This is a genomic window from Arthrobacter sp. PL16, from assembly GCF_035985055.1.
Classification (GTDB): Bacteria; Actinomycetota; Actinomycetes; order Actinomycetales; family Micrococcaceae; genus Arthrobacter_D; species Arthrobacter_D cheniae.
The window spans coordinates 755,400-778,230 of record NZ_JAXCIC010000001.1; the positions used below are offsets into that span (position 1 = coordinate 755,400).

The window sequence follows — 22,831 nt, forward strand, 5'->3', positions numbered from 1 at the left end:
ACGGGAATCGGTAGCCTCAGCGGCTGGTGTTGAGGGTCAGGGCAGGATGGCGAGACTGTATCCGCCCATGGACGACCCCGACAACACCATGATTCCGGTATCCCGACGAAACACCCCAGCGGTGCGTCGGGCACTGGGTATTTGAGTCTGAGGGCACGTCCTAGTGCTCAGGGGCTAGATTTTGGGTGTAGAGCACTGCGCCGTTGGCGTCGCGGAGGCTCGCACTGAGTGCGCCGTCCTCATCGATGTCCATGTGGCCGAAGAACTGGTTGTCTCCGGTGCGGGGGGATTGATTCGCGAAGGTGCCGGACTTGGCGAAGTCCACTCGGGGTCCGAAGGTGAGGTCCATCGGGCTGGGGCCGAAGGATCCGGCGGAGATGGGTCCGGCAACGAATTCCCAGAAGGGATTGAAGTCTTTGAAGGCTGCCCGGTCCGGGGAGTAGTGGTGCGCTGCGCAGTAGTGCACGTCCGCGGTGACGAAGACGACGTTGCTGACGTTGTTGTCCTTGAATGCTTTCAGGATGCGGGCCAGTTCGAGTTCGCGGCCCAATGGTTCGCCGTCGTCGCGGTTGGCCATTGATTCCTGCGCCTGCCCGTCCGGCACGATGATGCCGATGGGTAGGTCGGCGGCGATGACCTTCCAGGTTGCTGTGGAACGGGACACTTCGCGGATGAGCCACTGCACCTGGTCCTCGCCGAGCAACGGTGTTTCCTGCGGCTCGAGGCCGGCGGTATTGGGGCTCTTGAAGCTGCGCATATCCAGCGAGAAGACGTCCAGTTGTGGGCCGCGTGCGGTCTTGCGGTAGATACGGGTGGCCTCGAATCCGGTGCCCGGGCGCATCGCGCGCGCGTCTGCGATGGGCATGTACTCCTGCCAGGCTCGTCTGCCGCGTGCGGCAAGCACGTCGACGTCGCGGACTGTGTAGCGGGGGTCGTCGATGATCTCGCCGGGATACCAGTTGTTGTGGGTTTCATGGTCGTCCCACTGGGCGATCACGGGCACGTCGGCGTACATGGCGCGGATGTTGGCATCCAGCAAGTTGTATCGGTGGCGTCCACGGAACTCGTCCAGAGTCTCGGCGACTTTGTGGACGCCGTCCGTGACGAGGTTGCGCCAGATCTGGCCATCCTGTTCCGTGACGGTTTCCGCGATGGGCCCATCCGCGTAGATGGTGTCGCCGGAGTGGATGAAAAAATCAGGATGGGTGGCGTGCATCGCTGCATAGCCGCGCATGCCGCCGATTTCCTCATTGATGCCCCACCCCTGGCCGGCTGTATCTCCGGTCCAGACGAAGCTTTGGTTTCGACGGCGGGCGGCACGAGCAGGTCCCGTGCCGGTACCGCCACGTCCACTGCCGGGTGCCGTACTGAACGTCCCCTCCCCGGCTTCACTGTGGTTTCCGTCATTGTCTTCGAAGTGAAGGGTCAGATCGAAGCGGGTACCCGGAGGTAGCTGTCCCGCCTGGATCTTTGCGGTGAAGTCGGATTCGGGTGTTGCCCACCCACCCTTGATTACGCGGTCGAAGCTGCCCGAGCCGCGAAGCAGGCGGCCGTCGTCGTCCACGGCGCGTAGCTTGGCGATCAACTGACCGGGCCCGCTAGCCCGGGACCAGAGGATTGCGGAGTTCGGTGTGACGTCCCCGGTGGAGATGCCACTGGGCAGGGACAGGCGCTTGTGCACCAAGGGGATCGGGGACGCCCGCACTGCGGCGTGGGCCGGAGCTGTTCCAGTGACGGCAATGCCGACAGCGGCGGCGGTCCCTTTGACGACCGAGCGGCGTGAGATCGAATTCATGAGGTCCAGCGTGCTCGCGGAGGAACAATGCATCGTGACCAGACAGTGAACGACTGCCCAACTTCCAGCCGGGAGAGAAATCTATGGCCCCGATGCGGGTCCCTAGCAGGTGGTGAAGAGCCTTCCCCGCTCAGCTGTCTCACACGCGCCGGATGCAGGTAGAGGCCACTCTGTAGGAGGGCATGGCTGGTCGGTAGAGTGCATTGGTGTCGCCTATAAGGGCGCTACGCAATAGCAGGGCTGCTGCCGAAGTGGTGGACAGCGAGGTGATCCGCCCATCGCTTCAGTGCAGGAATGGTGTCGGGCATTGCGAGCCCATGGTGTTCGGCGTGTTTCCTGGCGGGGTGGGGGAGCTGCCTTCAGGTCGTAGGTCCGGTTGATGACCGGTACGTAGTTCCCGGAGGGGGTCGTGGTGCCGTCTGGCTAGTCGGCACCGCGATGGTTCGGCTTGATGCCCAGCCACGGTGGCGTGTTGTCAGGCAGGGATCGGTGCTGCCTCTGCAGCGGGTGTGTGATCTGTGGAGCGCGGGGTGCGTACGCCGACGATGAGCAGGTATAGGACCATCCAGATCTCGGCGATGATGGGCGTGATGTTCAGGTAGACGAGGATCTGCGTGTGTTCAGGAAGCAGAAACGCGACGACGACATGGATCAGGTAGCTGACCGTGGCTCCGATCAGGACGAAGCCGAGCGCTGTGGGAAACAACTTCGACTTCAGCGCAAGATACCCCAGAGGTGCCAGCCATAGTCCGAAGAAGACCTGCGCGGCTAGGACGGCGTAGTGCTGGATCTCCAGCAAGAGCAGCACGAGCGCCTCTGACCCCAATAACCCGAAAGCGGTCGTGTAGGAGCCATCCGTGGCTACCTGAACTGCCACAAACGTGAAGACGGCACTGACCGAGATGATGCCGGCGGCGACGACCACGGCCAGGACCATCAGGCGGCCTGCGTGCTTCCCAGCGTGCTTGAGCAACAGATAGAGCGTCACCGCGGTGAGAAGCAAAAAGACGACATCCGTGAGGTGGGCGACGACACCGAGCCGCATGAGCCCTGGATTGGCCACCACGTTCCCGGCTGTGGCCGCCGCGTCACCTGCAACATAGATGGAGGGATCCACAAATCCCTCGGAGAAGCCTCCCGTGAGGCCTACTGCAAGGTAGAACGCCCCCGCAATCCTCGCCAAGCGCTTGCGCGATGCCGGTGGCAACCCTTCCGGTGCCTCCGAAAATAGTCCCGCTGCAGCCTTCATGACCGCTTCCTTTCGTGAAGAAACGCGGATCGTCCACGTCGTGCGTACAACGTACATCTGATAGCGTACAAAGTACACAGAAGGATGATTCCGATAGCCTGGGTGTCCTGTTGGAGAGAGGAATGCGATGCCTTCAGAGGCTAGCGAGACAGAAGAGCCGCGCCCACCACTTGGCAGGCAGCGGGTAGTGCGGGCTGCGATCTGCCATGCGGATGCCGGCGGACTGGAGTCGCTCACTATGCGCAAGGTCGCCGGAATGCTGGAGGTCGCACCGATGGCCCTCTACCGCCACGTCCAGAACAGGGACGACCTCATCGATGCGATGATCGACGTCGTTTTCAGCGAAATCGCCCTTCCCCTCGGGAGCACACCTTGGAAAGCAGCGATGCGGGACCGGGCACTGTCGCTGCGCGACGTCCTGGCACGCCACCGTTGGGCGATCGGCCTCATGGAGTCGCGGCGGCATCCCGGACCGGCGAACCTGCGGCATCATGACGCGGTGATCGGCAAGCTCCGGGCCGCAGGCTTTGACGTCGCGATGGTGGCACACGCCTACTCGGTACTCGACGGCTACATCTACGGCTTCGCCCTGACGAGAATGAGCGTCCCATTCGACACCTCGGCCGAGATAGATGCGATGGCCCAGGACATGTTCGAGCCGTTCCCGGCCAACGAGTACCCGAACCTGACGGAGTTCGTCACCGACCATGTCCTGAAGCCCGGATATGACTACGCCGAGGAATTCGAGTACGGCCTCGACCTGATCCTGAACGCCCTGGAAGAAGCTTTTCACGCAGTCTGACTCGATCAGGTGCCGTCGAGCAAGGTCCTGTCGTTGCGACCAGCCGGGCTGAAGATCCAGCTTGGGCCCGTCGATGTCTTGCCTATCCAGGGCTGTTGAGTGGTTTGGTAGCCTCCCTGCGATCTAACAGGGCCTCTCGGATACGCTGGCCGATTGCCGTCCCGAGGGTCTTCGGCCATGCTGACCATGAGCAAGTGCGACGGGGACTTAGCCCTTGCTGCCGGGCGCGGAGAATTGCTTGGGCAGTTTCAGTCCACGTTCCTCCATGACCTCGCGCAGCCGGTCGGGTCGATCCGTGATGAGCCCGTCGATGCCTAGGTCCATGAGGAAGCGCATGGTGGCCGGGTCGTCGACGGTCCAGGGAATGACCTCCATTCCGGCGTCGTGTGCACCGGTCACCATTTCCGCGGTGACGTAGGCCCGGTAGCCGGCGTCACCAATCCCCTGCTGACTCCGCCGACGGCCACCCGCACGCTGCTGTACCCAGCCAATGGAACCGACGTCAACCGCACGACGCGAATACTGGGGTCAAGCCCGGAATCGTCCGGGTCTGCGCTGGACGGCGCGATCACCAGCACCTCATCCCCGCGGTCAACGAAATGGTCAAGCATTCTCTGAATCGAATGAGTGACCCCATTCACAGTAGGCAGGAAGGTCTCGGCGACAATTACAATCCTCACCCGACCACCGTTCCACCCGGTGTTGATCGTCCGGCGGCAGATAAGTATCAGTTCACCGACAAGCTGGTAAACAGGAAACACCGGAGACGTCGAATGAACAGTGCACTGCAGACCGGCACCCACGCCGCACCCCGAGCTTCCTACCGGTCCGGTCCTGGTTGAACCACCACAGAACGCGGTGACCATGAGGAAGCGCCTGCCTTTGCTCGCTCATGGACGAGTGGTGACGGTTGATCAAGGGGTGCGTTCCTCCTTATTACTCGGGATTGCCAGGCATTCGCCGTTCATCCAGGACCTTTACGGTGTCCCCATGACAGACCGCACAAGTACCTGGACCACTCGCATGCGATGGTTGGTCGTTGTCGGCTACGTGTTGTGCTGGGTCATCGGACTTGTCGTCGGTGGTCCGACTCTTACACCTGACGCTGACTCTGCTGAAGTAACCGATGAGTTCCGTGATTCGCCGACTCACCTCATCTTCGCCATATTTGTACACGGGATCGCTGCGGTCCTACTCGTCGCGCTGGGACGGTCGCTGGTCTCGACCTCAACATCAGGGGGCGTGATCACGTTCGCGGCGGTAGCTGCCATTCTCTCGCTTGTTCAGCTCGCGGGGGAGATTTTTCTGACCATCGGACCAGAGATCAGACTCGCTTCCGTCGTCTGGCAGCTCATTTGTCGAGCCGACGGCGTCAAGATGCTCGTTCTGGCCGGACTCATTGTTCTCGTGCACGGTGGACACTTCCGCGGCCGGCTCACGCTGACGATCGTCTCCGCGGCCGCATCCATCTCGTTGTTGCTCTCGGGGATTGGATACCTGAACCTCAACGCTTTCCTGATGGAGGTGACCACAGCATCACTCCCTCTACTCCTGATCTGGGCTCTCATGGCCACCGCGGAACGAGTATCCGAAACGCATAGCGCGAAGGTCGCCGGCATCGGCCGCTGAAGGGACCGTCCAAAGGTCTGAGCGGTCCTGCGCTGCGCCCCAGACTGTGGGGGTGGCTGCTCGTTCGTCGCAGTCGATCTGATCTGGCTACGACGTTTTTTGCTGCTGTCCTCATGTTGTTAAGCGGGTGGTTTCCCGGCAGTTGTAGTCTCTGGGCTACCCAGGGGTGGTGGATATGGCTGTTTCTGCTGTGCCGGGCGCTTGTCGTGACGGCCTCGTAGGATTGGCCGCCCGCCGTTCCCGTGATGACGCCATCACTGATTGAGAGTGCGATAGAGGATCGCTGGATAATGGTACGACGGCGCGGACATCTGCTGGGCGTAACTGGATGCCGAGATGATTGGAAATTGCGATGACACAGGTGTGGGCTGGTATTGATGCTGGCAAAACCCATCACCATTGCGCGGTGATCGATACGGACGGTACCCGCTTGTACTCACAAAGGGTCGCCAACGATGAGAGCGCCCTGCTGAATCTCATCACCGACGTCACAGGTCTTACTGATGGCACGGGGGAGGTGGTCTGGGCGGTGGATCTGAACCACGGGAGAGCGGTGTCGCTGATTGCCCTGCTCGTCGCTCAGGAACAGCGCCTGCTTTACATTCCCTGTCGTACCGTCCAGCACGCTTCCCAGACACCCCGCGGCGATGGGAAGACCGACGCAAAGGACGCGATGGTGATCGCAAACCAGGCACGCATGCGCCGGGATCTACAACCGTTGCGGGTGGGGGATGAGGCGAGTGTGAATTCGCGGGTCCTGATTTCCCGTCGGGCACACAAGGCCGCGGATCGAGGGCGAACCATCAACCGGTTGCCGGCCCAGCTGTCGGCGTACCCCTCCGCCCTCACGCATGCCTTTGATGGCAGCCGGTTCAAAGCCGCTCTGATGTTGTTGACGGGCGGTTCACTTTACAGTTCAGGTACTCGAAGAACTCGGCGCCGTCGTCGTGCCGGTCACCATCTCGCAGGCTGAGCACTGAGGGCGCTTGTGCGTCCGATGGCTCGATACCCGGACGGTCCTGTCGGTTTTGGATCACGTTCATCCGGGTGCCGTTTCGGTGTCATCTAGTGGGAATAGCGTCGATTCATGGGTGAATTGGTGTATCTGGTTTCCGTGGCGGGACACCCGAATTTCGGGGACGAGGCGATCGTCGCCGGTTGGCTGCGGTTCCTCGCCCGCGTCCGTCCTAACGCGGAGGTAGTTCTGGATTGCCCACACCCCGCCTCTGCCCGGACCTTATTTCAGGGTATGCATCCGCAGCTCTCGGTAACGGATGCCCTGTGGCGGGCCTGCGACGGGAGCTCGGTTAAGGGCGCTGCCGGGGTGTGGCCCATGTCGAGTCACTCGTTCTAGCAGAAACCGAACCAGACTTCGAGCCACTGACGCGTGCAGCATCGATCCATCTGCTTGGAGGTGGCTACCTGAACGCTGTGTGGCCTCATCAGGCCGGTGTGGTCGCTGGCATTGCAGCCGCGCGGCAGCTCTCGGGGGCTGCTCTGTTCGGTACAGGCTTGGGCTTGTTGCCTGCGTGTCCGGATCTGCCTCAACTGACGTCTGCCCTGCACAGGTTCGACCATGTTTCCTGCCGGGACCGGCCCAGTGCTCAGCGCTTCGGCCTGCCCACTGGATTGGATGACCTGTTCCTAGGTATCACGACGAACTTCCCGTCCTTCCGAACGGCTCCGCTCCGGGCTAGGGACGTCATGGTCTGCGTTCAGCAGGACCTCATCCACCCGGAGTCCTTTGCACTGGCAACCGCACTGCTGAGAGCACGCATCAGAGAGTGCCTGGATGAGGGAAAGACGGTCGGATATGTTGAAGCACTACCGGCATCTGACCGACAGATGTTTGAATCCCTCGAAGGGTTGCTGTCCGAGGCGGACGTGATTCTGTTCGCCGAGCTTTGGAACGACGGTTTCCCCGCCCGACCCGGACAGCACTGGTACGCCTCGAGGTTCCACCTGCACCCTATCCGCAGCGGCTCGCGGTGCAGCAGGCACAGCCCTTGGGGTAGCGCCGGGCTACTACGACATCAAGCACCGCTCCTTAGTGGAGTTGGGCACAGGCTGGCGCTATGCAGGGTTGGAGGGGTTGGGGAGGCTGCCCTACCCGACTGTCGATACTTCTTTCCCTGAGCGGTGCCGCATGTTTGCGGCAGTGAAACAGGCAGAGGCCACCTCCCTGTACTGTTCCTCCGCGCTGCCCGACCCTTACAAGGACTCCGGGGCAACAAAAGCAGGCAGGATGCCGGCCGCTCGCGCGGGGATGTTCGCCGGAACCAACGTAAGGGCCGTCCATGCAGGATGAAGTGATTGTTTTGTCCCACCTGCGCTGGGACGGGGTCTGGCAGCGTCCCCAGCAGCTCATCTCCCGATTGGGCCGACACCGGAAGATCTGGTTCGTGGAGGAACCGGTGACTCCGCCGGGAAGGAGTGTTACTGACAGGCGGTTGGCGTTCGAGGAGACTGGCAGCGTCACCCGCGTGTGGCTTGAAGTCCCGGAGCAGGGACGCCACGTCGGATACGAAAACGATGTGATTCCGGATTACGCTGACCAGCTGCCCAAGCTCATTGGCCCTCCCCAGGGACAACGCGTGGTCTGGCTGTACACGCCCTTGGCCCTTGACATCGCCGTGGCGCTGCGGCCAACGACAATCGTGTATGACGTGATGGATGACCTTGCTTCCTTCAAGAACGCTGCCCCGGCCCTCGTCGAGCAGCACCTTCGCACGCTGCACCGCGCCGACGTGGTCTTCGCGGGTGGACGGTCCCTTCACCGGGCCGTTGTCGAGCAAGGACGCCATGACGCTGAATTCTTTCCCAGCGGTGTCAGCCCGGAACATTATGCTGCTGCTCGATGCCGGACGGCTGACACGAAGCCGAAAGCGGGTAGGAGCCCCGTCGCGGGCTATGTGGGAGTTCTCGACGAACGCCTTGACCGCCGCCTGATCGCGGACCTCGCCGAACGACTACCCGAGTGGGAGATCAGGATGATCGGGCCTCTCGCCAAGCTCGCGCCCGAGCAGCTTCCGCAGGCGTCCAACATCACCTAACTCGGGCAGCAGGACTATGAGGACCTGCCGCGGCTGATGGCGGAGTTCGACGTCGCACTGATGCCCTTCGCACTCAGTGCTCAAACACGTTCCATCAGCCCCACCAAGACCTTGGAGTATCTTGCCTGCAACCTGCCCGTGGTCTCGACCCGGGTACCGGACGTTGTCTCCGAGTTCGGGCACGTCGTCTATCTCCGGGACGATGCTGCCGGCTTTGCCGACGCATGCCAAATGCTGCGTGATCTCGACCGTTCGAATCTTCAGCCCCAGCTCCGGAGACTACTCAAGAGATACCACTGGGACACAATCGCTGAACGTATGGCGGAGCACGCCTTTGAGCCCGTCGAGATCCTCAGCGACGCCGCAACCGTCGTAGAGGTATGACGCCAGGCCCTGGCGTCACTAACCACAAGGGGAGGAACGGAATGCCGCTAGGACAAGGCGATCGTCATGCCTGGGGGAAACTTGAGGCGTCTCTGCACAAGGACTTCCCTGATGCCCAGGCCCTAGCGCAACTGGAAGACCCCTGGACTCTTACTGTTTCAACCGCAGCCTGTCGGGCTCTGATGCCGAAACTCATCCTTGTCGTCGGCGTTGCTGTCATCCTGGTCGGCGCCCTGACCGGTGTACCCCTTTTCGTGATCACCGGAATCGTGATCCTGTGTTCCCGGTGGCTAAGTCAACGTAAGCGGCACCCAGCGGGCGGTCTTGGCGGGACCCGCTTTGAAGGGGGCGAGCAGCTGTCTCTCACTCGGTCAGGTGGTGTACGTGTCTTGCTGCGGTGATTCGTGGTGCGGGTGGGTGGAGTATTCGTGTTGGTGGTCGATGACGAGTTTCGTGCAGAGTTCCGGGGTGCCGGCTTCGAAGGCTTGCAGGATGGGTGCGTGGGCTTCGGCTGTGGCGTTGAGATCGGGGTGGCCTCTGATGATGGTCGCCGCCGTCCGAGCCTCAATGTAGAGGTTGTCCCATACCTCGAGCATGAGCCGGTTACCGTAGCGGTGATGATTGCCCGTTGGAAGGCTGTGCTGTGCTTGGCCATTTTGTGTGCGTCCTACGCCTGAGCGGCAGCGCGCATCTGCGTCAAAGCCTTGCGCAGTGGTGATGGGTCGGCGTTCAATGCGGGAAACGCCGCAGCAGCGGCGGTTCCCTACGTGGTAGCTCCAGTACCTGCCGTCGGTGGCATCGCCGACCTGGACCGGGTCAGGGATGAATTGCAGCGCAGCCTTTCCCGGACGCACGTGACGTGGTCTTTGCGGGGACTGGCGGGGGACCCAGCCCGCGAACTCTCCCTCCTCGCCGACCGGGTGGATGCGTCGATGATCGTGGTCGGTACCCGCAGACCCGGCCTCGGTAGGCGGTTGGGGGAACTTCTCGAGGGCTCTGTCGCCTCAGCAAGCCGTTCCCACGAATCGTGAAGAGCCCCATTGCCTAGACTGGACCGGTGACAGGAACCGGAGCGGCGCCGACGTATACGACGATCGCCGGGCGCCACCGGCACGAGATCGAGGTGCGGCGCTCCCGTTTCATTGCCGTCCTTGAGCGGGTGGAATCGCAGGAGCAGGCCGACGCCCTCCTCGCCGCACTCCGCAAAGAGTTCCACGATGCGCGCCACCACTGCAGCGCCATCCTAATCGGAGCAAACCGTGAGGTGCAGCGCGCCAACGACGACGGCGAGCCCTCCGGAACGGCCGGCGCTCCAATGCTCGAGGCTCTGACGCGTCGAGAGACTGCCGACGGCCGGACGGACCTCAGTGATGTGGCAGCCGTAGTGGTGCGCTACTTCGGCGGGATCCTCCTCGGCGCCGGTGGCCTGGTACGCGCCTATTCAGGGTCGGTGTCGCAGGCCCTCGACACCGCTCAATACGTCCAACGAGAACGGTGCGGGGTGTTCCAGGTTTCCGCACCGCACGCCACAGCAGGGCGCCTGGAAAACGACCTCCGCGGCGCAGGGGTGACCGTGCGCGGCACCACGTACCAGCCCAGCCAGGTGCTGATCACCGTCGCCGTCGCGGACAGCAGCGCGGAACTCGAGGCTTTCCGGGAGCGCCTGGCGGGCATGACGGCCGGTGCCGCCGATGCCGCGCACGTCGGTTGCGAGTGGGTGGACCGTGTCTGACTTCAATCTCCACGCTTCGCCGCTGGCCCGACGTCGAGTCGGACAATCTGTACGCCGTCGATGCCACGGACCGACTGCGGATCGAGCGGCGGTCGGCCCGACCCGCTAACCAAGCAAAAGCCCCGCCACCGCCAGCAAAAGTCACCTGCATGGGCCTTCGTTTTCAGCCTGACGATGAACGTCGAGGATGCATGCCCCATCAGCACCCAGTTGATCTACCGCACTCATCGTGGTCCTGAGTGAAGCCGTCCTCGTGGTCCCAGATGAAGTTGACATATACAGGTTCAGGTGGTCATTGATGGGGTGTCCTGATTATCAACATCGCCACAATCGGTGACGTTTGCCCATGCTCCTGACGTGCCTCAGCCCGGTGACAAGCGGTGGTTTAGTGCCCTGAGGTGATGGAACCGAGGTATTGCTCCACGGCTGTTTCTGGAACCCGGTAGGAGCGGCCGAACCGGACACCGTGCAGCGCCCCGGAGTGGACCAGGCGGTACACCGTCATCTTCGAGACCCGCATGCGGGCAGCGATCTCCGCGACCGTCAGCAGTTTCTCTGTCATTGGATTGTTCTGTGCCGTTGTCACGTCTGCTCCTTCAATTTGGCTGTTCGCTTTTTTGTTCCGATAACACTGGTTCCTGCCGGAATGTCCCCACGAATAGCCACGACCGAATAGCCACAGCTTCATCCCATGGCTTCCGTGCTACGTCGCCGGCGGGGGCGGTGACGTGTACTGTCAGCCACCCCATACACCTGACGGAATAAAGAGTGCCCCAACGGTCCCGAGCCTTTCCTGGGTGAATACTTGGCTGCGGGGACGGGGGTTTGCCTCGGGAGGACAAGGGGTTGGCTGTCGCAGCAATGCTTACTTACAGGGGTTTGGTCCTTCGAAGCGGGTTGTTCTGCAGCTCCGGCATATCTTTGGCCGGGAGCTGGAAGCGCTTCGAAGCCCGGATGACCCGACACCTACTAGGGTGTGCCTGGCGGGCCGTCGTCCTCCAATCCAGGGGGGCCGGCGGGCGACTCTGGACCAATGGGTTCGTTATACCGCCGTAGCGACGGGTAGGGGAGCCTGCTTCTTCACTGCTTTACGGGGCATCGGGGGGCAGAGATCGGTGATCAGGCCCGTCCCGGCGCACTCACGGACCGCGTGAATGCCCTCGACCGCTGACGCTTTGTCCGAGTACTGCTTGGAGACGGCTACGACCGTCCCATTGGGTGCTTTCAACCTGAACCTGAAGGAAACTCCTCCGTCGCGGAAGAGCTCGAATTTTCCAGCCATAACTACCCCCTGATTACCCGGGCAGAGGAAATGCTCGGGTTCGTCATTGAATCCGGAACTCAATGCTGCGTTCCGGCTGGCCCGGGATCGGGATAGGGCTTCCCCCATGTGACCCCAGCCACACCCAATGCATTCATGGTAAGGATGTTATTTCCTACTGGCAAGTAATCACCATTGTGGTCGGCAGGTACGACTTCTTTCAGCAGGCTGTTCACTAAGTATCCTAGGAAATATTTTCCACTATTCGCTAAACAGCCTAAAATCTTCTTTCTCTGGTTTGCTAAGCAACCTAGAATTTCTGTTCCCTTGATTCTGAGTGCCACGGCTACGTGCCTCTATTCGGTGGGCAGTGCTACGAGGAAGCTGGTACTCACTTTCAATGGCCAGACTGAGAACTATGAAAACAGTAGGTTCTGGCGCTGATACCGACACCACAGCGGTCAGGAGGCTGTGCATGCCCACCGGTTGCTCGAGGTGAGCTGCAGCGTGTTGGTGACGTTGGTGGGTGTGTGCAGCTGGGACCTTGGTTCCTGCTGTCCATTTGTGTGCGGGACAAGCAGCGGAGCGTGGGGGAGCTTGTGCCGTGCACCAGTGGTCAGGAGGTGCGCCAACCCAACCAACCCAGCCGGCCGCAGTCTGAACCCTCCTCGATATGCCCAGGGTCTTCGCGCGGGCTGATTGAGATGGCACGAATGATCTGGTGTGCTCTACCTCGTTTTGCACTGTTTGACTGCTGAGCTGGTGTATCGAAGCCGCATTGTGACCCAGTAGGAACGTGTCCTCGCCCGCTCTGTGATCGACGGGTCGGACACTTGGAGCATGGCGCTCATGGGAATTGAAGCAGGACGAAAAGTGCAGTGGCTCAGGGACAACAAGTCGGCCCTGCCGTCGATGGCGGTGCTGCTCGCCGTGACTGTGTTTTGGGTTGTTGGAGCAGTGGGCGGTATCGGTTTCCTGACCGAGGCAAGTTCGCCCATGTCGATGCTGGTCGGACTCTACGTCATGCTCGCAGGCGTCGCCGTGTCGATCATCGTCGCCACGCTTGCGCTCAACGATCTCGTGAGCCGATACTCCCGGCCGCGCACCCGCCGCTAGAACAGCGCGCCATCAGGGCTGCTCGTCGCCCAGTGACAGCGAGTTGCTCAAGTACCTGGACATCCTCCACTGAGGGTTAGTGGGGAATGGAGCCGGGGTGTGCGGTGATCCACTGCTCTGCGTCGAGGTTGGCGATGCGCCGATAGAGCGTAGCGCGAGACACACCAAGGTCGCGGGCGACATGGGATGCGGGTTGTCCTTGTTCGATGAGTCGGCGGGCGTTGGCGATCTGACTGTCCGAGAAGATCGGGCGTCGTCCGCCAAGGTTCATGCCAGCATCGCGGCGTTTGGTGTTGGAGTCGTTGACGCGTTCGCGTTTGATCTCGAGTTCCATCTGCGCCAGGGCTGCCATGACGGTAAAGACCATCGAGCCCATGGGTGTGCCCGTGTCGACGTTCCCGCCACCGAGGTTCAAAACCCACAGGTTAGGAGCGCGGACGCCGGGGGAGAGTACGAGCCATACCCGCGGGTCGAGTTGCCTACCGCGGACAGCTCCCGCATGGATGAGGCTGTGGTACTCCAGTGGAGGACGTATTCGCCCTTCCGAGCGAAAACGTCAAGTTCTCTTGACTGTCAAGCTTGCCTGACACTACTGTGAGCCGCATGACTACTCCAGCGCAGCTCGAGACTGAAACTACTCTCAGGACAGCGGTCGAACGGTACGACGAGTTGCGTGCCCGGGATTCCATGGCTGAGGAGGGCTCGCCTCAGTCTCTGACGAAAGCGGAGGTGCTGGAGCTTCTCGCCCTGAGTGAGGTCATCGCCCGCAAAGCGGTCTATGGGCGCCAGCTGGCTGTCCGGACCGCCCGGAAAGTCGGAGCCTCCTGGGCGGATATTGGCCGTGCTTTGGATACGAGCCGCCAGGCAGCCTGGGAAGCTCATACCCGGTGGATCGACGGACAGGCCCACCAGTATGAGGACAGCGGGTACATCGGCCTGAGCGAGGACGATACACAGGCCGCGCGAAAACTGGCCGGACATTTAAAGGACGCCTGACACCTGAACTAGGGGCAAGTAACTTCGCGCGGTGTTGGGGTGGGGGAGGGGTCCCGACAGACACGTAGGGGCGCTGCGTGTGCAGCGCCCCTACGCTTCTTCGGTGTCGGCAGTCGACCTACCTACCAGTCGACTTACCTACCGGCGGTGTACGTCCCAACTGTTTAGCGGCGGCCGGTGGTGTTGGTGCCGTCTGTGGTGTTGGTGGTGTCGTTGTCGAGGAGTTCGATTTTCTCCTTACGCACGTCGCTGGTGACGGTTTCCTGGGCGGTGACGGTTTCCTTGTCGAGACGGACGCGTTCGACGGGAACGGCTTCCTTGTCGACGACGGGCCGCTCGGCGTGGAGGACGACTTCGTGCTCTTCCTCGCTGATGGCGGGCCCGTCCAATGCGTTGCCGCGGTTGGCGTCGGTGATCGGCTCCCGCTCGAGGCGTACTTCTTCGCGGCTCACCGGCACCGTCTTGGTGACGTTTTCGGTGACCACGTACTTGCGCAGGCGGGCCTTGCCGACCTCGCGGCGTTCAGTACCGACGCGGAGCTGCTCCTCCGAGCGGGTCATCGCCTCGTCGGTCGTCGGACCGGAGGTGTCATGCCCGACCGTGTTGCCGTTCTTGGAACGGTCAATACGCTCATCGCCGGCCTGGTAGCCCGCCTCATAGCCGGCAGTGGTGCCGGTCGTCGTGCGGGTGGTGTCGGTGTCGAGGAAGTCCCTGCCAGTGTTACCGGAGTTACCGGTGCCTGTTGTTCCGGTGTGGCCGGAGAGTCCGTAGTGGCGGTAGAGGGTGTCTTCCTCTTCGGGGCTGAGCTCGCCGTCGGATTCGACGCGGGGTGCGTCCTTGACCTGCTCCTTGGTGTATCCGATGGTCACGTCATGGCCGGTGACGTTCGCGCCCTGCAGGGGTGCGAAGGATTCCGAGGTGCCGAAGAGGCCCGTCTTGACGGTGACCCAGCTCGGATCCCCGGTCTGGTCGTCCAGGTAGACCTGGCCGGCGGAACCGATCTTGGATCCGTCGGAGGCCAGGACGTGGCTTCGGCCGGACAGGATGGTGTCGATATCGTTCTGCGAAATCATAGAGAAGCTCCTTCTGAGGTGAGCCAGAAATAAGTCCCTGGCTGGTTGTGACTAGCTGATTGTTCGTGCCGGTTGTTAATGGTTGGTGATGCCTGACTGGTGGTCGATGCCTACCTGGTCGACTTTGCGGTGGAAGCGCATACCGGCCTTACCACCGAGGATCGCCCCGATGAGGGGAACCAGGACGGCGATGGCCAGGGCGATGAGTCCGGACGCGGTGAGCAGGCTGCCATCGACTGGGATCCGCGGGGCGCCGCCGATGCTGGAGAGCACATTGAACTGGTCGCCCGCGATGGCGGCGAGGATCGCGACCAGGATGGCGATGATGATGCCCCACAGCCACACGGCGACGCCCTGCTTCACACCGTCGAAGCGTGCCATCCGACCTGCGACATACCCACCGCAGTAGTAGGCCAGGAACAGGACGATGGCGAGCACAATGCCGCTGACGATCCCGATGGTCTGCGCGTTCTGGGTCGCCTGATTAGCAGCATCTTGGGCACCAGCGGTGTTAGCGGCCCCTACGCCGGCGCCGATGGCTGTTGCCAGGGCGCTGAGCAGGACGGTCAGTCCGATGGCGGTGAGCCACCCGAAGAACGCCGAGCCCCATTTGATGCCACCAAAGCGTTCCTTCTCTGCGGCGACCACGTCGTTCCTGCGGCTCTTGGGGGTACTGGCCCCCGAGATATTTTTGTCTGCCATTGTCATGTCCTTCCCATGGGGGATCACTCGGGTCTGGTAAATGGGTGGCGTTCGCCCCTCGGGTAGGAAGGCCGACCTCTACCCGAGGGGGAGCACGCCCTCGCCTAAAAGAATACCTAAGGAGCCTGATGATCAGTACCCTTGTTTTGTCTTGCGGGTGCGTCCTACGGTGAGGTTGACATCTGCTGGCGGTGCGTGGGGGCGCTCCTAAGCCGGCCCTCTGCATGCGCATCAAGGAGTTCTCTGTGGAAGAAACACTTAGATCCGGTCTAGCGACCGTGGTCGAGTTCGTACCGAAACTTGTTCTGTTCCTCGTCATCCTCGTCGTCGGCCTGATCATCGCGAAGGTGATCTCCAAGGCGCTCGACAAGCTTCTGGAGAAGGTCGGCTTCGACCGTGCCGTGGAGCGCGGTGGGGTGAAGAAAGCCCTCGCGCAGTCATCCCTTGATGCCAGCGACATCGTCTCGAAGGTCGTCTACTACTTCCTGGTCCTGTTCGTCCTGCAATTCGCGTTCGGCGTCTTCGGGCCGAACCCGGTCAGTGACCTGTTGGCCGGCATCATCGCGTTCCTGCCCAAGATCATCGTCGCGATCGTCATCGTCGTCATCGCCGCGGCCATCGCCGCCGCGGTGAATTCCCTGATCCAGAACGCGCTCGGCGGCCTGTCCTACGGCAAGGTGTTGGCGAACATCGCGAGCATCTTCATCCTTGGCATCGGCATCATCGCCGCCCTGAACCAGGTCGAGATCGCCACGACGGTCACCACCCCGATCCTCATCGCCGTCCTGGCAGCTGTTGTCGGCGTCATCGTCGTCGGCGTCGGCGGTGGACTCATCGGGCCCATGTCCCGCCGGTGGGAGGGTTACCTGAACAAGGCCGAAGAAGAAGCTCCCAAGATCAAGGCCCAGGCCGATGCGTCTCCGTCAGCAACCCAGCAGCTCAAGGGCAAAGCTCAGCAGGCCAAAGCCCAGACCGGGCAGGCCAAGAGTGGCCCCGCCGAAGGTGCTCACCGCATTTAGTCGTTCCCCTCTAGAGGTTTCACGCTCTGCTCGTCTTCGTCTACTTCGTGGGATGCCCAGGAGCAGGGATATGACTGACGACGGATTCAGGGAAAGGACGGAAGGAGTACTGCCAGCGGGCAGTACTCCTTCCGCCGTTCAGGCCGCCCTCCTTCATCAGGGGCACAAAGGTACAAGGACCGAGCACTGGGCGCGACAGGATTCATGAGTGTCGATGAAGAGAAGTGGGGAGAACGCGATGGCGTTGTCAGCTGAGGAACGTCGGCAGTGGAGGAAACTTGAGCGGCAGCTCGCAGCTGAGGATCCCAGGTTCAAGCCGCAATCCGCTAGTAGAGCCGGGACAGCTTTAGCTCTGGCAATGGTGTTAGTGGCCTTCGTGTTCGTGATCGTGGCGGTTATCGTGAGGATCCCGCTGATCGGGATCCTGGGATTCGCCCTCATGATCATTGGCGGAACCAGATTTCGGCGCTTCGGACGAAAGGACCGACCCGTCACAATATTGAACCGGTTGTTCAAGGGCGTTTCCTGATGACATCCGATTACTGGTCTACCCTGCAGTTGCTGTCCGTCGCGGCGCGCGCCGTGCAACGACAATCAGCTGCCTATCTGAAGGCCCTCGGGCTACCCCAACTGGGGCTCCACATCCTCGAGAATCTCAATGAGCGAAGCCCCATCCTGCAGTCCGAACTGGCCCGCCTGGTCATGGCCCGCACACAGACCATCGGGACCGTCCTGACCACGCTCGAGAACAATCGGTGGGTCATCCGGCAACGCGGCCTGATGCACAATCAGGTGGCCGTAAGCATCACCGAGCAAGGCCGGACCCTGCTCATCACAGCTCAGGAATGCCTCCGCAGGCTCCAACTACCAACCGACGCCGAAGACCTTCGCCCCTTTCTCGCCGCGATCATCAACCGCACCGCGCGGAACTCGGCGTAAGTAACGGGCCGGCGAACTAGCGCGGCAGCGCGTAAGAAGGTGGCAGGAACAGGAAGGGGGTGTGCCCGTATGGGCACACCCCCTTGACCGCCGGCTGATCAGCGATCACATCAACCGTCGATGGCTGAAACGTCAGTCCTTTTTGAAAACGTCCTTAAGCTTCTCGCCAGCCTGCTTAAGGTCGCCCTTAGCCTGATCGCCCTGGCCCTCGGCCTTCAGGTTCTCATCCCCGGTCGCGTGACCGGCAGCTTCCTTACCCTGACCGCCGAGCTTCTGCGCGGCGTTACCGATCTTGTCATCAAGTCCCATGATGTTTCTTCTTACGGTCGACTTCAGTGGTCATGCGATCGGCTCTAGCACCGACACCTCATTGGTAAGGATGCTTATCAACAGTGCCTGACGATCTACGGTTTTGATGAATTGAAACCCGATCTGGGATTGCTTGCGAGGCGTGACGCTACATCGACAACTAGAAAACGGACGCGGTACGAGTCGTATCAGTGGCTGTGTCAGCGGATGAGTCGTGAAATGAAGTAGCGGCACCGGAGCCCGGACGCGACCTCGCGGAGGTCGAGCTCAGGCCGCGTTGTGGAGGGCAGCGCTGAGTCGTTTGATGCCGTCGCGGATACGAGTTTTAGCGGTCGGGATGGGGATGCCGAGGTGTTCGGCGACCTCGGTGTAGGTCATTCCGGTGTAGTACGCCAGGTAGATGGCCTCGCGCTGTACATCCGAGAGGGTGAGCAGGTGAGCCCGGACGGCGTCGACCTCGGACCGCTGCAGGACAGTGTCTGCGACCTGGTCGTAGCCGATGTCTTGGTTCTTGATACCCCACTTCAGGTCTCTCACCCGGTGGGATTCCTCGGCCCGGACCTTATCGACAGCCCGACGGTGAGCGAGGGTCATAATCCAGGACATCCCGGATCCCAGATTGGGATCGAAGCGGGCTGCTGCGCCCTGCCAGAGGGCGAGGAACACATCCTGCGTTGTTTCAGCGCTTATCTGCGCATCGACCAGTACTTTCCGCACCAGCCCGTACACGCGCGAAGCTGTCTGCGTGTAGAGGTCCTCGAAAGCTTGCACCTCACCCTGCCCGACACGGGAAAGGAGGACTCCTATGTCGCCCGCCTGTTTGTCCGTCTGCCTGTCCGTCTGTTTGTCCGGCTGTTGGTCGGAACTGGGAACAGGAGGCGCAGGCGACGCAGCGGATACAGGGGCCGGAGTGCCGGGAAGAGGGCGAGGTGAGGCCCGGGTGATGACTGGGAGCTGAGCGGTAAGCATGAGCGCGACGCTTTCTAGTGACCATCGTCTTCAATCAGAGGCCTTCCGACACCTACGTCGTAAGTCTGCTGATTGTTAAAGAAACTAGGGACAGCCAACCACGATTGGACCAGCAGTGGATGGTGGAACTGGTGAAGGTGCGGAAATCCTGCCGGAAGTAAGAGTTGTAGGGCCTAAAAAGCGCTTCTACGACCTGCAGTGCGGCTGGACCGTACTAGGCGCCCCGCCCACTTAGGATTCCGGGCGTACTGTGATGAGTGTCGCTCAGTACAGAGCGCCGTAGGGTCTCTGGTTGTCGCGCCTGGCTTTTCGGGTGTTTGCTGCGCCCGTGCACGTTGATCTCCTGGATAGGAGAATCATGAACGACCCGACCACCGCCCCTTCTATGAAATTTGGAAGCGCCCTGCCCGCTGCGGCAGCGGAGGAGTCGCGTAACCCGGTCCACGGGTCGCGGGCGGATGTGCCCGTGTTCCTGCAGAACCTGGTCCTGGACAGTCCGGACGTCGAACACTTCCTCACCCGCCTGGCGCAGGTAGCGGCCGAGTATCTGTCGGAGCGGGGCCGTGAGGTCCTCTGCGGCATCACCCTGTTGGGGCCCCGGCATGCCGAAACACTCGCCAGCAGCAGCGAGGCAGCCCTGAAATTAGATGAGATCCAGTACTCGTACGGTGACGGGCCTTGCCTGACAGCGGCCCGCACCCTGCAACTGGTGTACGTCCGTGACACCCGGACCGATCAACGGTGGCCCGAGTACTTCGTAGCGGTTGCCGAACACGGCATGCGGTCGATCCTCGGAGTGCCCATCCCCTTGGAGGGCGAGGCCAACTGCGCATTGAACCTGTATTCCAGTGCCGCTGATGGTTTTCCCCCGGAAGCGGTCCGTGCTGCAGAAGCCTTCGCCCGTGACGCCTCCAAGTCGGTGCGCCTGGCGGTACGTATCGCGCACCTTTCGGATCAGGCAGCACACCTCACCTCGGCCCTGGAATCAAGGACCGTCATCAATCTCGCCGCAGGCATCGTCATGGGCCAGAACCGGTGCAGCCAGACAACGGCCATGAATATTCTGATAGCCGCCTCGAACAGCCGGAACATAAAGCTCCGCGACATCGCCGCAAACGTCGTCTCCATCGCCAGCGACGAAACCCCCACCACCCACTTCGACTAAAAGCTCATTTTCAGCTGATCAACGAACCTCAGGTGTCCGCGTACATCTCCGCCACGGCGACAGCGAGCAATTCCTCATCCAGTGCCGGCAATGGCATCAGCCCGTGCAGGTACGCGTCGACCTCCACCTCGCCGATGAAACCGCCGATACTGAAGTAGTACACCCACAACCCATGGGTGCTGATGTGCCCCTGCCTCATGACATCGGCGATTAGGGCACGCAAGGCCTCATCTGAGTCGTCGTGACTCATCGGCGTACACCAACTTGTCCTCCTCGGGAAATAACTGGGTGACATCACAAGCCTAAGCAGGCCTTCCAGCACTTCGCAGGATGAAAAGGTCCTTGCCCACAGCAGCCCGCAGGGGGGGCGTGCCACACCGACGGTTTTTGCAGGCGCCTTTCATCGACACGACGCCTTATGTAGGGGGCCTTGAACGACTTGGTATGCGCCACCCCTCAATTCGTCGATCCGGGCGACGGGGTGCCGATGAGGCCGGAATCTGACGAAAAGCTACTGAAGCTCAAACTATTTTGGTCAACCGGTCATCAGCCGTCATTCGTTCAGTGGTGGGTGGGGGTGCGATTCGGACTGCTGCAGGTTGCTCGAGACCTTTAGCTTTGCGAGGCGGTTCAGCCCTTTTCGGCGCCGGCGGTTAGTCCTCCGGTGAGGAGTCGTTCGGTGGAGAAGAACACAATGAGGATGGGCAGGGTGAGAACGACGGAGCCGGCCATGAGGACGGTGGTGGGGATTTCGGCGCTGCCGGATAGTTGTGAGAGGCCGAGCGAGACCGTCCAGCTGTCGCGTCGTTCGACGAGGAATAGAAGCGCGAACAGGAATTCGTTCCAGGCGATCATGAAGATGAACAGTCCGGTCGCCATGATTGAGGGTAGGACGAGGGGGAGGCTGATGCGTCGTAGTACGCCGATGCGGCTTAGACCGTCGACGAGGCCGGCTTCTTCGACGGATACGGGGACGGTTTCGAGGTAGTTGCGGAGCATGTAGATGGCGACTGGAACGGTTTGTGCGATGTAGACCAGGACGAGGTTTACGAGTGATCCTCGGAGCCCCAGGCGTGTGAATAGTACGAAAAGGGGGATAGCCATGACGATTGCTGGGAACAAGTATGCGGCGAGAAACAAGGCGTTGACCTGTCGGTGTCCAAAGAATGGCAGCCGGGCGACCGCGTAGGCGCCTGGTACAGCAACGAGGAGAGACAGGATGACGGCGCTGACAGCGACGAAGGCACTGTTGAGAAGGAATGTTCCGAATCCTTGACCGCCGGCGGATACGGGGGCGAGGACCTGTTCGTAGGCTCGGAGGGTGAATTCTGTAGGCGTCACGATGATTGATGCTGGGTTGCGCAGCAGTGATTCGATCGGTTTCAGGGATAGCAGAACCATGTAGTAGAAGGGCAGCAGGGTGATGAGCAGGAAGAACCCGATGACGGCCCAGCGCATGATGCTCAGGGTTTTCCGTTCCACGGTGTGACGGTTGAACCGCCGGCGCGGAGTCGAGGGTGAACTGGCCTTCTGGGTGGTATCTGCTTGTTGTGTGGTGGGCGCAGCGGATTCGGGTGTCACGTGGGCACTCATAGTCTTTCTCCTCGTTTCCGTAGCAGGACCATGTAGATGGCGAGCATGAGGATCAGGACGAGGGACAGGACGAGCGATTGCGCTGACGCAGCTCCTACATTGCGTTGGACTGTGAGGAATTCGTAGACCCGGACGCTGGCAACACCGGTTCCTGCTGCCCCGCCCGTGAGGAGGAAGATGTCGTCGAATTCGTTGAACGTCCAGATTGTGCGGAGGATCGCTAGCAGGGCGATAACCGGCATCAGTTGTGGCAGCACGATGTAGCGGAAGGACTGAAGCGGGCTGGCACCGTCGACGAGGGCTGCTTCCTCTGTTTCCGCCGACAGTGCTCCTAGGCGAGCCATCAGGAACAGGAAAGCGAAGGGGAAGTAGCGCCAGCCTTCGAACGCGATCGCGGTGAGCAGGGCGGTAGGTACCGGGAACTCGGCGCCGAAGGCCCCGAGGGTTCGTTGGGCTTCGGAAAGAAACGGTATGGGTTGTGCCCAGCCGAACAGTGATTGACCGGCTTCGTTGATGATTCCGAATTGAGGGCTGAGCATCGTGCGCCATACGAAGGTGACGGCGACGACCGGAGCGACGTAGGGCAGCAGGAAAGCGGCTCGTACGAAGGTTCGTCCGCGGAAGGGTTTCCGGACTGCCATGGCTGCGATCAGGCCGAGCGAGATCGACAGGATCACGGAGCCCGCCGTGTACACCAGGGTCGTACCGAGACTTGTCCACAATTCACCCGAAGCGAAGACGCGTTCGAAGTTGTCCAACGACAAGGACCTGAACGGGCTTGCGGTGCCGATCTCGAGTAGCCGCAGTTGCTGAAAAGCGATCAGGACTGACCACAGCAGGGGAAGGACCACCACGGCGAGGACGATCAGCAACGTGGGCGACATCAGGAGAAAACCTGTGCGGGCGTCACGCTGTGCCAGGGTACGCCGGCGCGCTGAGGACTGAGGAGGCTTTGATGACGCCGACGACGTTGATGACACCGGTGGCACGCCCTATTCCTTTGTCACGAAGTGGCCGGATCTCCGCGCCTTGTTCGGCCCCCCGG

General features: G+C 61.5%; 27 protein-coding genes and 2 pseudogenes. 14 read left to right on the top strand and 15 right to left on the bottom strand.

Annotated features, from left to right (window positions below):
• Window positions 1-160 precede the first annotated feature (160 nt).
• Window positions 161-1,795 carry an alkaline phosphatase D family protein gene (locus RCH21_RS03450; protein ID WP_326963186.1) on the bottom strand — a complete coding sequence of 545 codons (1,635 nt, stop codon included), beginning with the start codon at window positions 1,793-1,795 and terminating at the stop codon, window positions 161-163.
• 475 nt (window positions 1,796-2,270) lie between these two features.
• On the bottom strand, window positions 2,271-3,044 hold the full coding sequence (locus RCH21_RS03455; protein ID WP_326963187.1) for a DUF4386 domain-containing protein: 774 nt from the start codon (window positions 3,042-3,044) through the stop codon (window positions 2,271-2,273).
• 187 nt (window positions 3,045-3,231) lie between these two features.
• Between RCH21_RS03455 and RCH21_RS03460 the strand changes: the two genes are divergently transcribed.
• Window positions 3,232-3,846, top strand: a complete 615-nt coding sequence (locus tag RCH21_RS03460) for a TetR/AcrR family transcriptional regulator C-terminal domain-containing protein (RefSeq protein ID WP_326963188.1) — start codon at window positions 3,232-3,234, stop codon at window positions 3,844-3,846.
• A 207-nt stretch (window positions 3,847-4,053) separates the two neighbouring features.
• On the opposite strand, the gene RCH21_RS03465 is transcribed toward RCH21_RS03460, so the two are convergent.
• A complete protein-coding gene (locus RCH21_RS03465) occupies window positions 4,054-4,248 on the bottom strand; it encodes a glycerophosphodiester phosphodiesterase (protein ID WP_326963189.1) in 195 nt (64 codons plus the stop codon).
• Window positions 4,249-4,836: 588 nt separating this feature from the next.
• Between RCH21_RS03465 and RCH21_RS03470 the strand changes: the two genes are divergently transcribed.
• The 5 genes and pseudogenes from RCH21_RS03470 (at window position 4,837) to RCH21_RS17150 (ending at window position 9,313) form a co-directional block, all read left to right on the top strand.
• Window positions 4,837-5,475, top strand: coding sequence for a hypothetical protein (locus RCH21_RS03470; RefSeq protein ID WP_326963190.1), 639 nt, complete (start codon window positions 4,837-4,839; stop codon window positions 5,473-5,475).
• A gap of 352 nt (window positions 5,476-5,827) precedes the next feature.
• Complete coding sequence (locus RCH21_RS03475; protein ID WP_442784652.1) at window positions 5,828-6,448, top strand: IS110 family transposase; 621 nt, start codon at window positions 5,828-5,830, stop codon at window positions 6,446-6,448.
• A gap of 1,477 nt (window positions 6,449-7,925) precedes the next feature.
• Window positions 7,926-8,528, top strand: a complete 603-nt coding sequence (locus RCH21_RS03480) for a hypothetical protein (RefSeq protein ID WP_326963191.1) — start codon at window positions 7,926-7,928, stop codon at window positions 8,526-8,528.
• A gap of 15 nt (window positions 8,529-8,543) precedes the next feature.
• Window positions 8,544-8,912 (top strand): annotated as a pseudogene (locus RCH21_RS03485) (glycosyltransferase); the annotation flags it as partial.
• A gap of 41 nt (window positions 8,913-8,953) precedes the next feature.
• A complete protein-coding gene (locus RCH21_RS17150; RefSeq protein ID WP_442784653.1) occupies window positions 8,954-9,313 on the top strand; it encodes a DUF3040 domain-containing protein in 360 nt (119 codons plus the stop codon).
• Here the strand turns inward: RCH21_RS17150 and RCH21_RS03490 are convergent.
• A complete protein-coding gene (locus RCH21_RS03490) occupies window positions 9,284-9,508 on the bottom strand; it encodes a hypothetical protein (protein ID WP_326963192.1) in 225 nt (74 codons plus the stop codon). The two genes, RCH21_RS17150 and RCH21_RS03490, sit on opposite strands and share 30 nt — an antisense overlap.
• Before the next feature lie 171 nt (window positions 9,509-9,679).
• Between RCH21_RS03490 and RCH21_RS03495 the strand changes: the two genes are divergently transcribed.
• Window positions 9,680-9,943 (top strand): universal stress protein, encoded by a 264-nt coding sequence (locus RCH21_RS03495; RefSeq protein WP_326963193.1) that lies wholly within the window; start codon window positions 9,680-9,682, stop codon window positions 9,941-9,943.
• Between the two features lie 26 nt (window positions 9,944-9,969).
• Complete coding sequence (locus tag RCH21_RS03500) at window positions 9,970-10,644, top strand: IMPACT family protein (RefSeq protein WP_326963194.1); 675 nt, start codon at window positions 9,970-9,972, stop codon at window positions 10,642-10,644.
• Window positions 10,645-11,029: 385 nt separating this feature from the next.
• Here RCH21_RS03500 and RCH21_RS03505 read toward each other — a convergent pair whose 3' ends face one another.
• From RCH21_RS03505 to RCH21_RS03515, 3 genes are all read right to left on the bottom strand, one after another.
• On the bottom strand, window positions 11,030-11,206 hold the full coding sequence (locus RCH21_RS03505) for a helix-turn-helix domain-containing protein (RefSeq protein ID WP_120147628.1): 177 nt from the start codon (window positions 11,204-11,206) through the stop codon (window positions 11,030-11,032).
• A 480-nt stretch (window positions 11,207-11,686) separates the two neighbouring features.
• On the bottom strand, window positions 11,687-12,034 hold the full coding sequence (locus RCH21_RS03510) for a YegP family protein (protein WP_326963195.1): 348 nt from the start codon (window positions 12,032-12,034) through the stop codon (window positions 11,687-11,689).
• A complete protein-coding gene (locus tag RCH21_RS03515; RefSeq protein WP_326963239.1) occupies window positions 11,986-12,249 on the bottom strand; it encodes a hypothetical protein in 264 nt (87 codons plus the stop codon). Before RCH21_RS03515 ends, RCH21_RS03510 begins: the two co-directional genes overlap by 49 nt.
• A 505-nt stretch (window positions 12,250-12,754) precedes the next feature.
• Between RCH21_RS03515 and RCH21_RS03520 the strand changes: the two genes are divergently transcribed.
• Entirely contained in the window at window positions 12,755-13,021 is a 267-nt protein-coding gene (locus tag RCH21_RS03520) for a hypothetical protein (RefSeq protein WP_147394326.1), read from the top strand.
• 76 nt (window positions 13,022-13,097) lie between these two features.
• Here RCH21_RS03520 and RCH21_RS03525 read toward each other — a convergent pair.
• A pseudogene (locus tag RCH21_RS03525) lies at window positions 13,098-13,457 on the bottom strand (helix-turn-helix domain-containing protein); the annotation flags it as partial.
• 167 nt (window positions 13,458-13,624) lie between these two features.
• On the opposite strand from RCH21_RS03525, the gene RCH21_RS03530 reads away from it, so the two are divergent.
• On the top strand, window positions 13,625-14,017 hold the full coding sequence (locus RCH21_RS03530; RefSeq protein ID WP_326963196.1) for a hypothetical protein: 393 nt from the start codon (window positions 13,625-13,627) through the stop codon (window positions 14,015-14,017).
• 164 nt (window positions 14,018-14,181) lie between these two features.
• On the opposite strand, the gene RCH21_RS03535 is transcribed toward RCH21_RS03530, so the two are convergent.
• Together RCH21_RS03535 and RCH21_RS03540 are read right to left on the bottom strand one after the other, a co-directional pair.
• Entirely contained in the window at window positions 14,182-15,090 is a 909-nt protein-coding gene (locus RCH21_RS03535; protein ID WP_120147624.1) for a YsnF/AvaK domain-containing protein, read from the bottom strand.
• 75 nt (window positions 15,091-15,165) lie between these two features.
• Complete coding sequence (locus tag RCH21_RS03540; RefSeq protein WP_120147623.1) at window positions 15,166-15,792, bottom strand: hypothetical protein; 627 nt, start codon at window positions 15,790-15,792, stop codon at window positions 15,166-15,168.
• Window positions 15,793-16,037: 245 nt separating this feature from the next.
• On the opposite strand from RCH21_RS03540, the gene RCH21_RS03545 reads away from it, so the two are divergent.
• From RCH21_RS03545 to RCH21_RS03555, 3 genes are all read left to right on the top strand, one after another.
• Window positions 16,038-16,811: a mechanosensitive ion channel family protein gene (locus RCH21_RS03545; protein ID WP_326963197.1), complete on the top strand. Its 774-nt coding sequence runs from the start codon at window positions 16,038-16,040 to the stop codon at window positions 16,809-16,811.
• A gap of 214 nt (window positions 16,812-17,025) precedes the next feature.
• Window positions 17,026-17,340 (top strand): DUF3040 domain-containing protein, encoded by a 315-nt coding sequence (locus tag RCH21_RS03550; protein WP_326963233.1) that lies wholly within the window; start codon window positions 17,026-17,028, stop codon window positions 17,338-17,340.
• Window positions 17,340-17,750 (top strand): MarR family winged helix-turn-helix transcriptional regulator, encoded by a 411-nt coding sequence (locus tag RCH21_RS03555; protein ID WP_326963198.1) that lies wholly within the window; start codon window positions 17,340-17,342, stop codon window positions 17,748-17,750. The genes RCH21_RS03550 and RCH21_RS03555 overlap by 1 nt, the downstream gene beginning before the upstream one ends.
• Window positions 17,751-17,882: 132 nt before the next feature.
• Here the strand turns inward: RCH21_RS03555 and RCH21_RS03560 are convergent, their stop codons facing one another.
• Together RCH21_RS03560 and sigK are read right to left on the bottom strand one after the other, a co-directional pair.
• Entirely contained in the window at window positions 17,883-18,059 is a 177-nt protein-coding gene (locus tag RCH21_RS03560; RefSeq protein ID WP_120147619.1) for a CsbD family protein, read from the bottom strand.
• A 267-nt stretch (window positions 18,060-18,326) separates the two neighbouring features.
• Window positions 18,327-19,028, bottom strand: coding sequence for an ECF RNA polymerase sigma factor SigK (gene sigK, locus RCH21_RS03565; protein ID WP_326963199.1), 702 nt, complete (start codon window positions 19,026-19,028; stop codon window positions 18,327-18,329).
• Between the two features lie 358 nt (window positions 19,029-19,386).
• Here sigK and RCH21_RS03570 point away from each other — a divergent pair, with 358 nt between their 5' ends.
• On the top strand, window positions 19,387-20,193 hold the full coding sequence (locus tag RCH21_RS03570; RefSeq protein WP_326963200.1) for a GAF and ANTAR domain-containing protein: 807 nt from the start codon (window positions 19,387-19,389) through the stop codon (window positions 20,191-20,193).
• A 28-nt stretch (window positions 20,194-20,221) separates the two neighbouring features.
• On the opposite strand, the gene RCH21_RS03575 is transcribed toward RCH21_RS03570, so the two are convergent.
• The 3 genes from RCH21_RS03575 to RCH21_RS03585 all read right to left on the bottom strand — a co-directional run bounded on the left by RCH21_RS03575 (window position 20,222) and on the right by RCH21_RS03585 (window position 22,670).
• Window positions 20,222-20,416: a hypothetical protein gene (locus RCH21_RS03575; RefSeq protein WP_326963201.1), complete on the bottom strand. Its 195-nt coding sequence runs from the start codon at window positions 20,414-20,416 to the stop codon at window positions 20,222-20,224.
• 407 nt (window positions 20,417-20,823) lie between these two features.
• Window positions 20,824-21,675 (bottom strand): carbohydrate ABC transporter permease, encoded by an 852-nt coding sequence (locus tag RCH21_RS03580; RefSeq protein ID WP_326963202.1) that lies wholly within the window; start codon window positions 21,673-21,675, stop codon window positions 20,824-20,826.
• Window positions 21,676-21,782: 107 nt separating this feature from the next.
• Window positions 21,783-22,670 carry a carbohydrate ABC transporter permease gene (locus tag RCH21_RS03585; protein ID WP_326963203.1) on the bottom strand — a complete coding sequence of 296 codons (888 nt, stop codon included), beginning with the start codon at window positions 22,668-22,670 and terminating at the stop codon, window positions 21,783-21,785.
• Window positions 22,671-22,831: the final 161 nt, after the last annotated feature.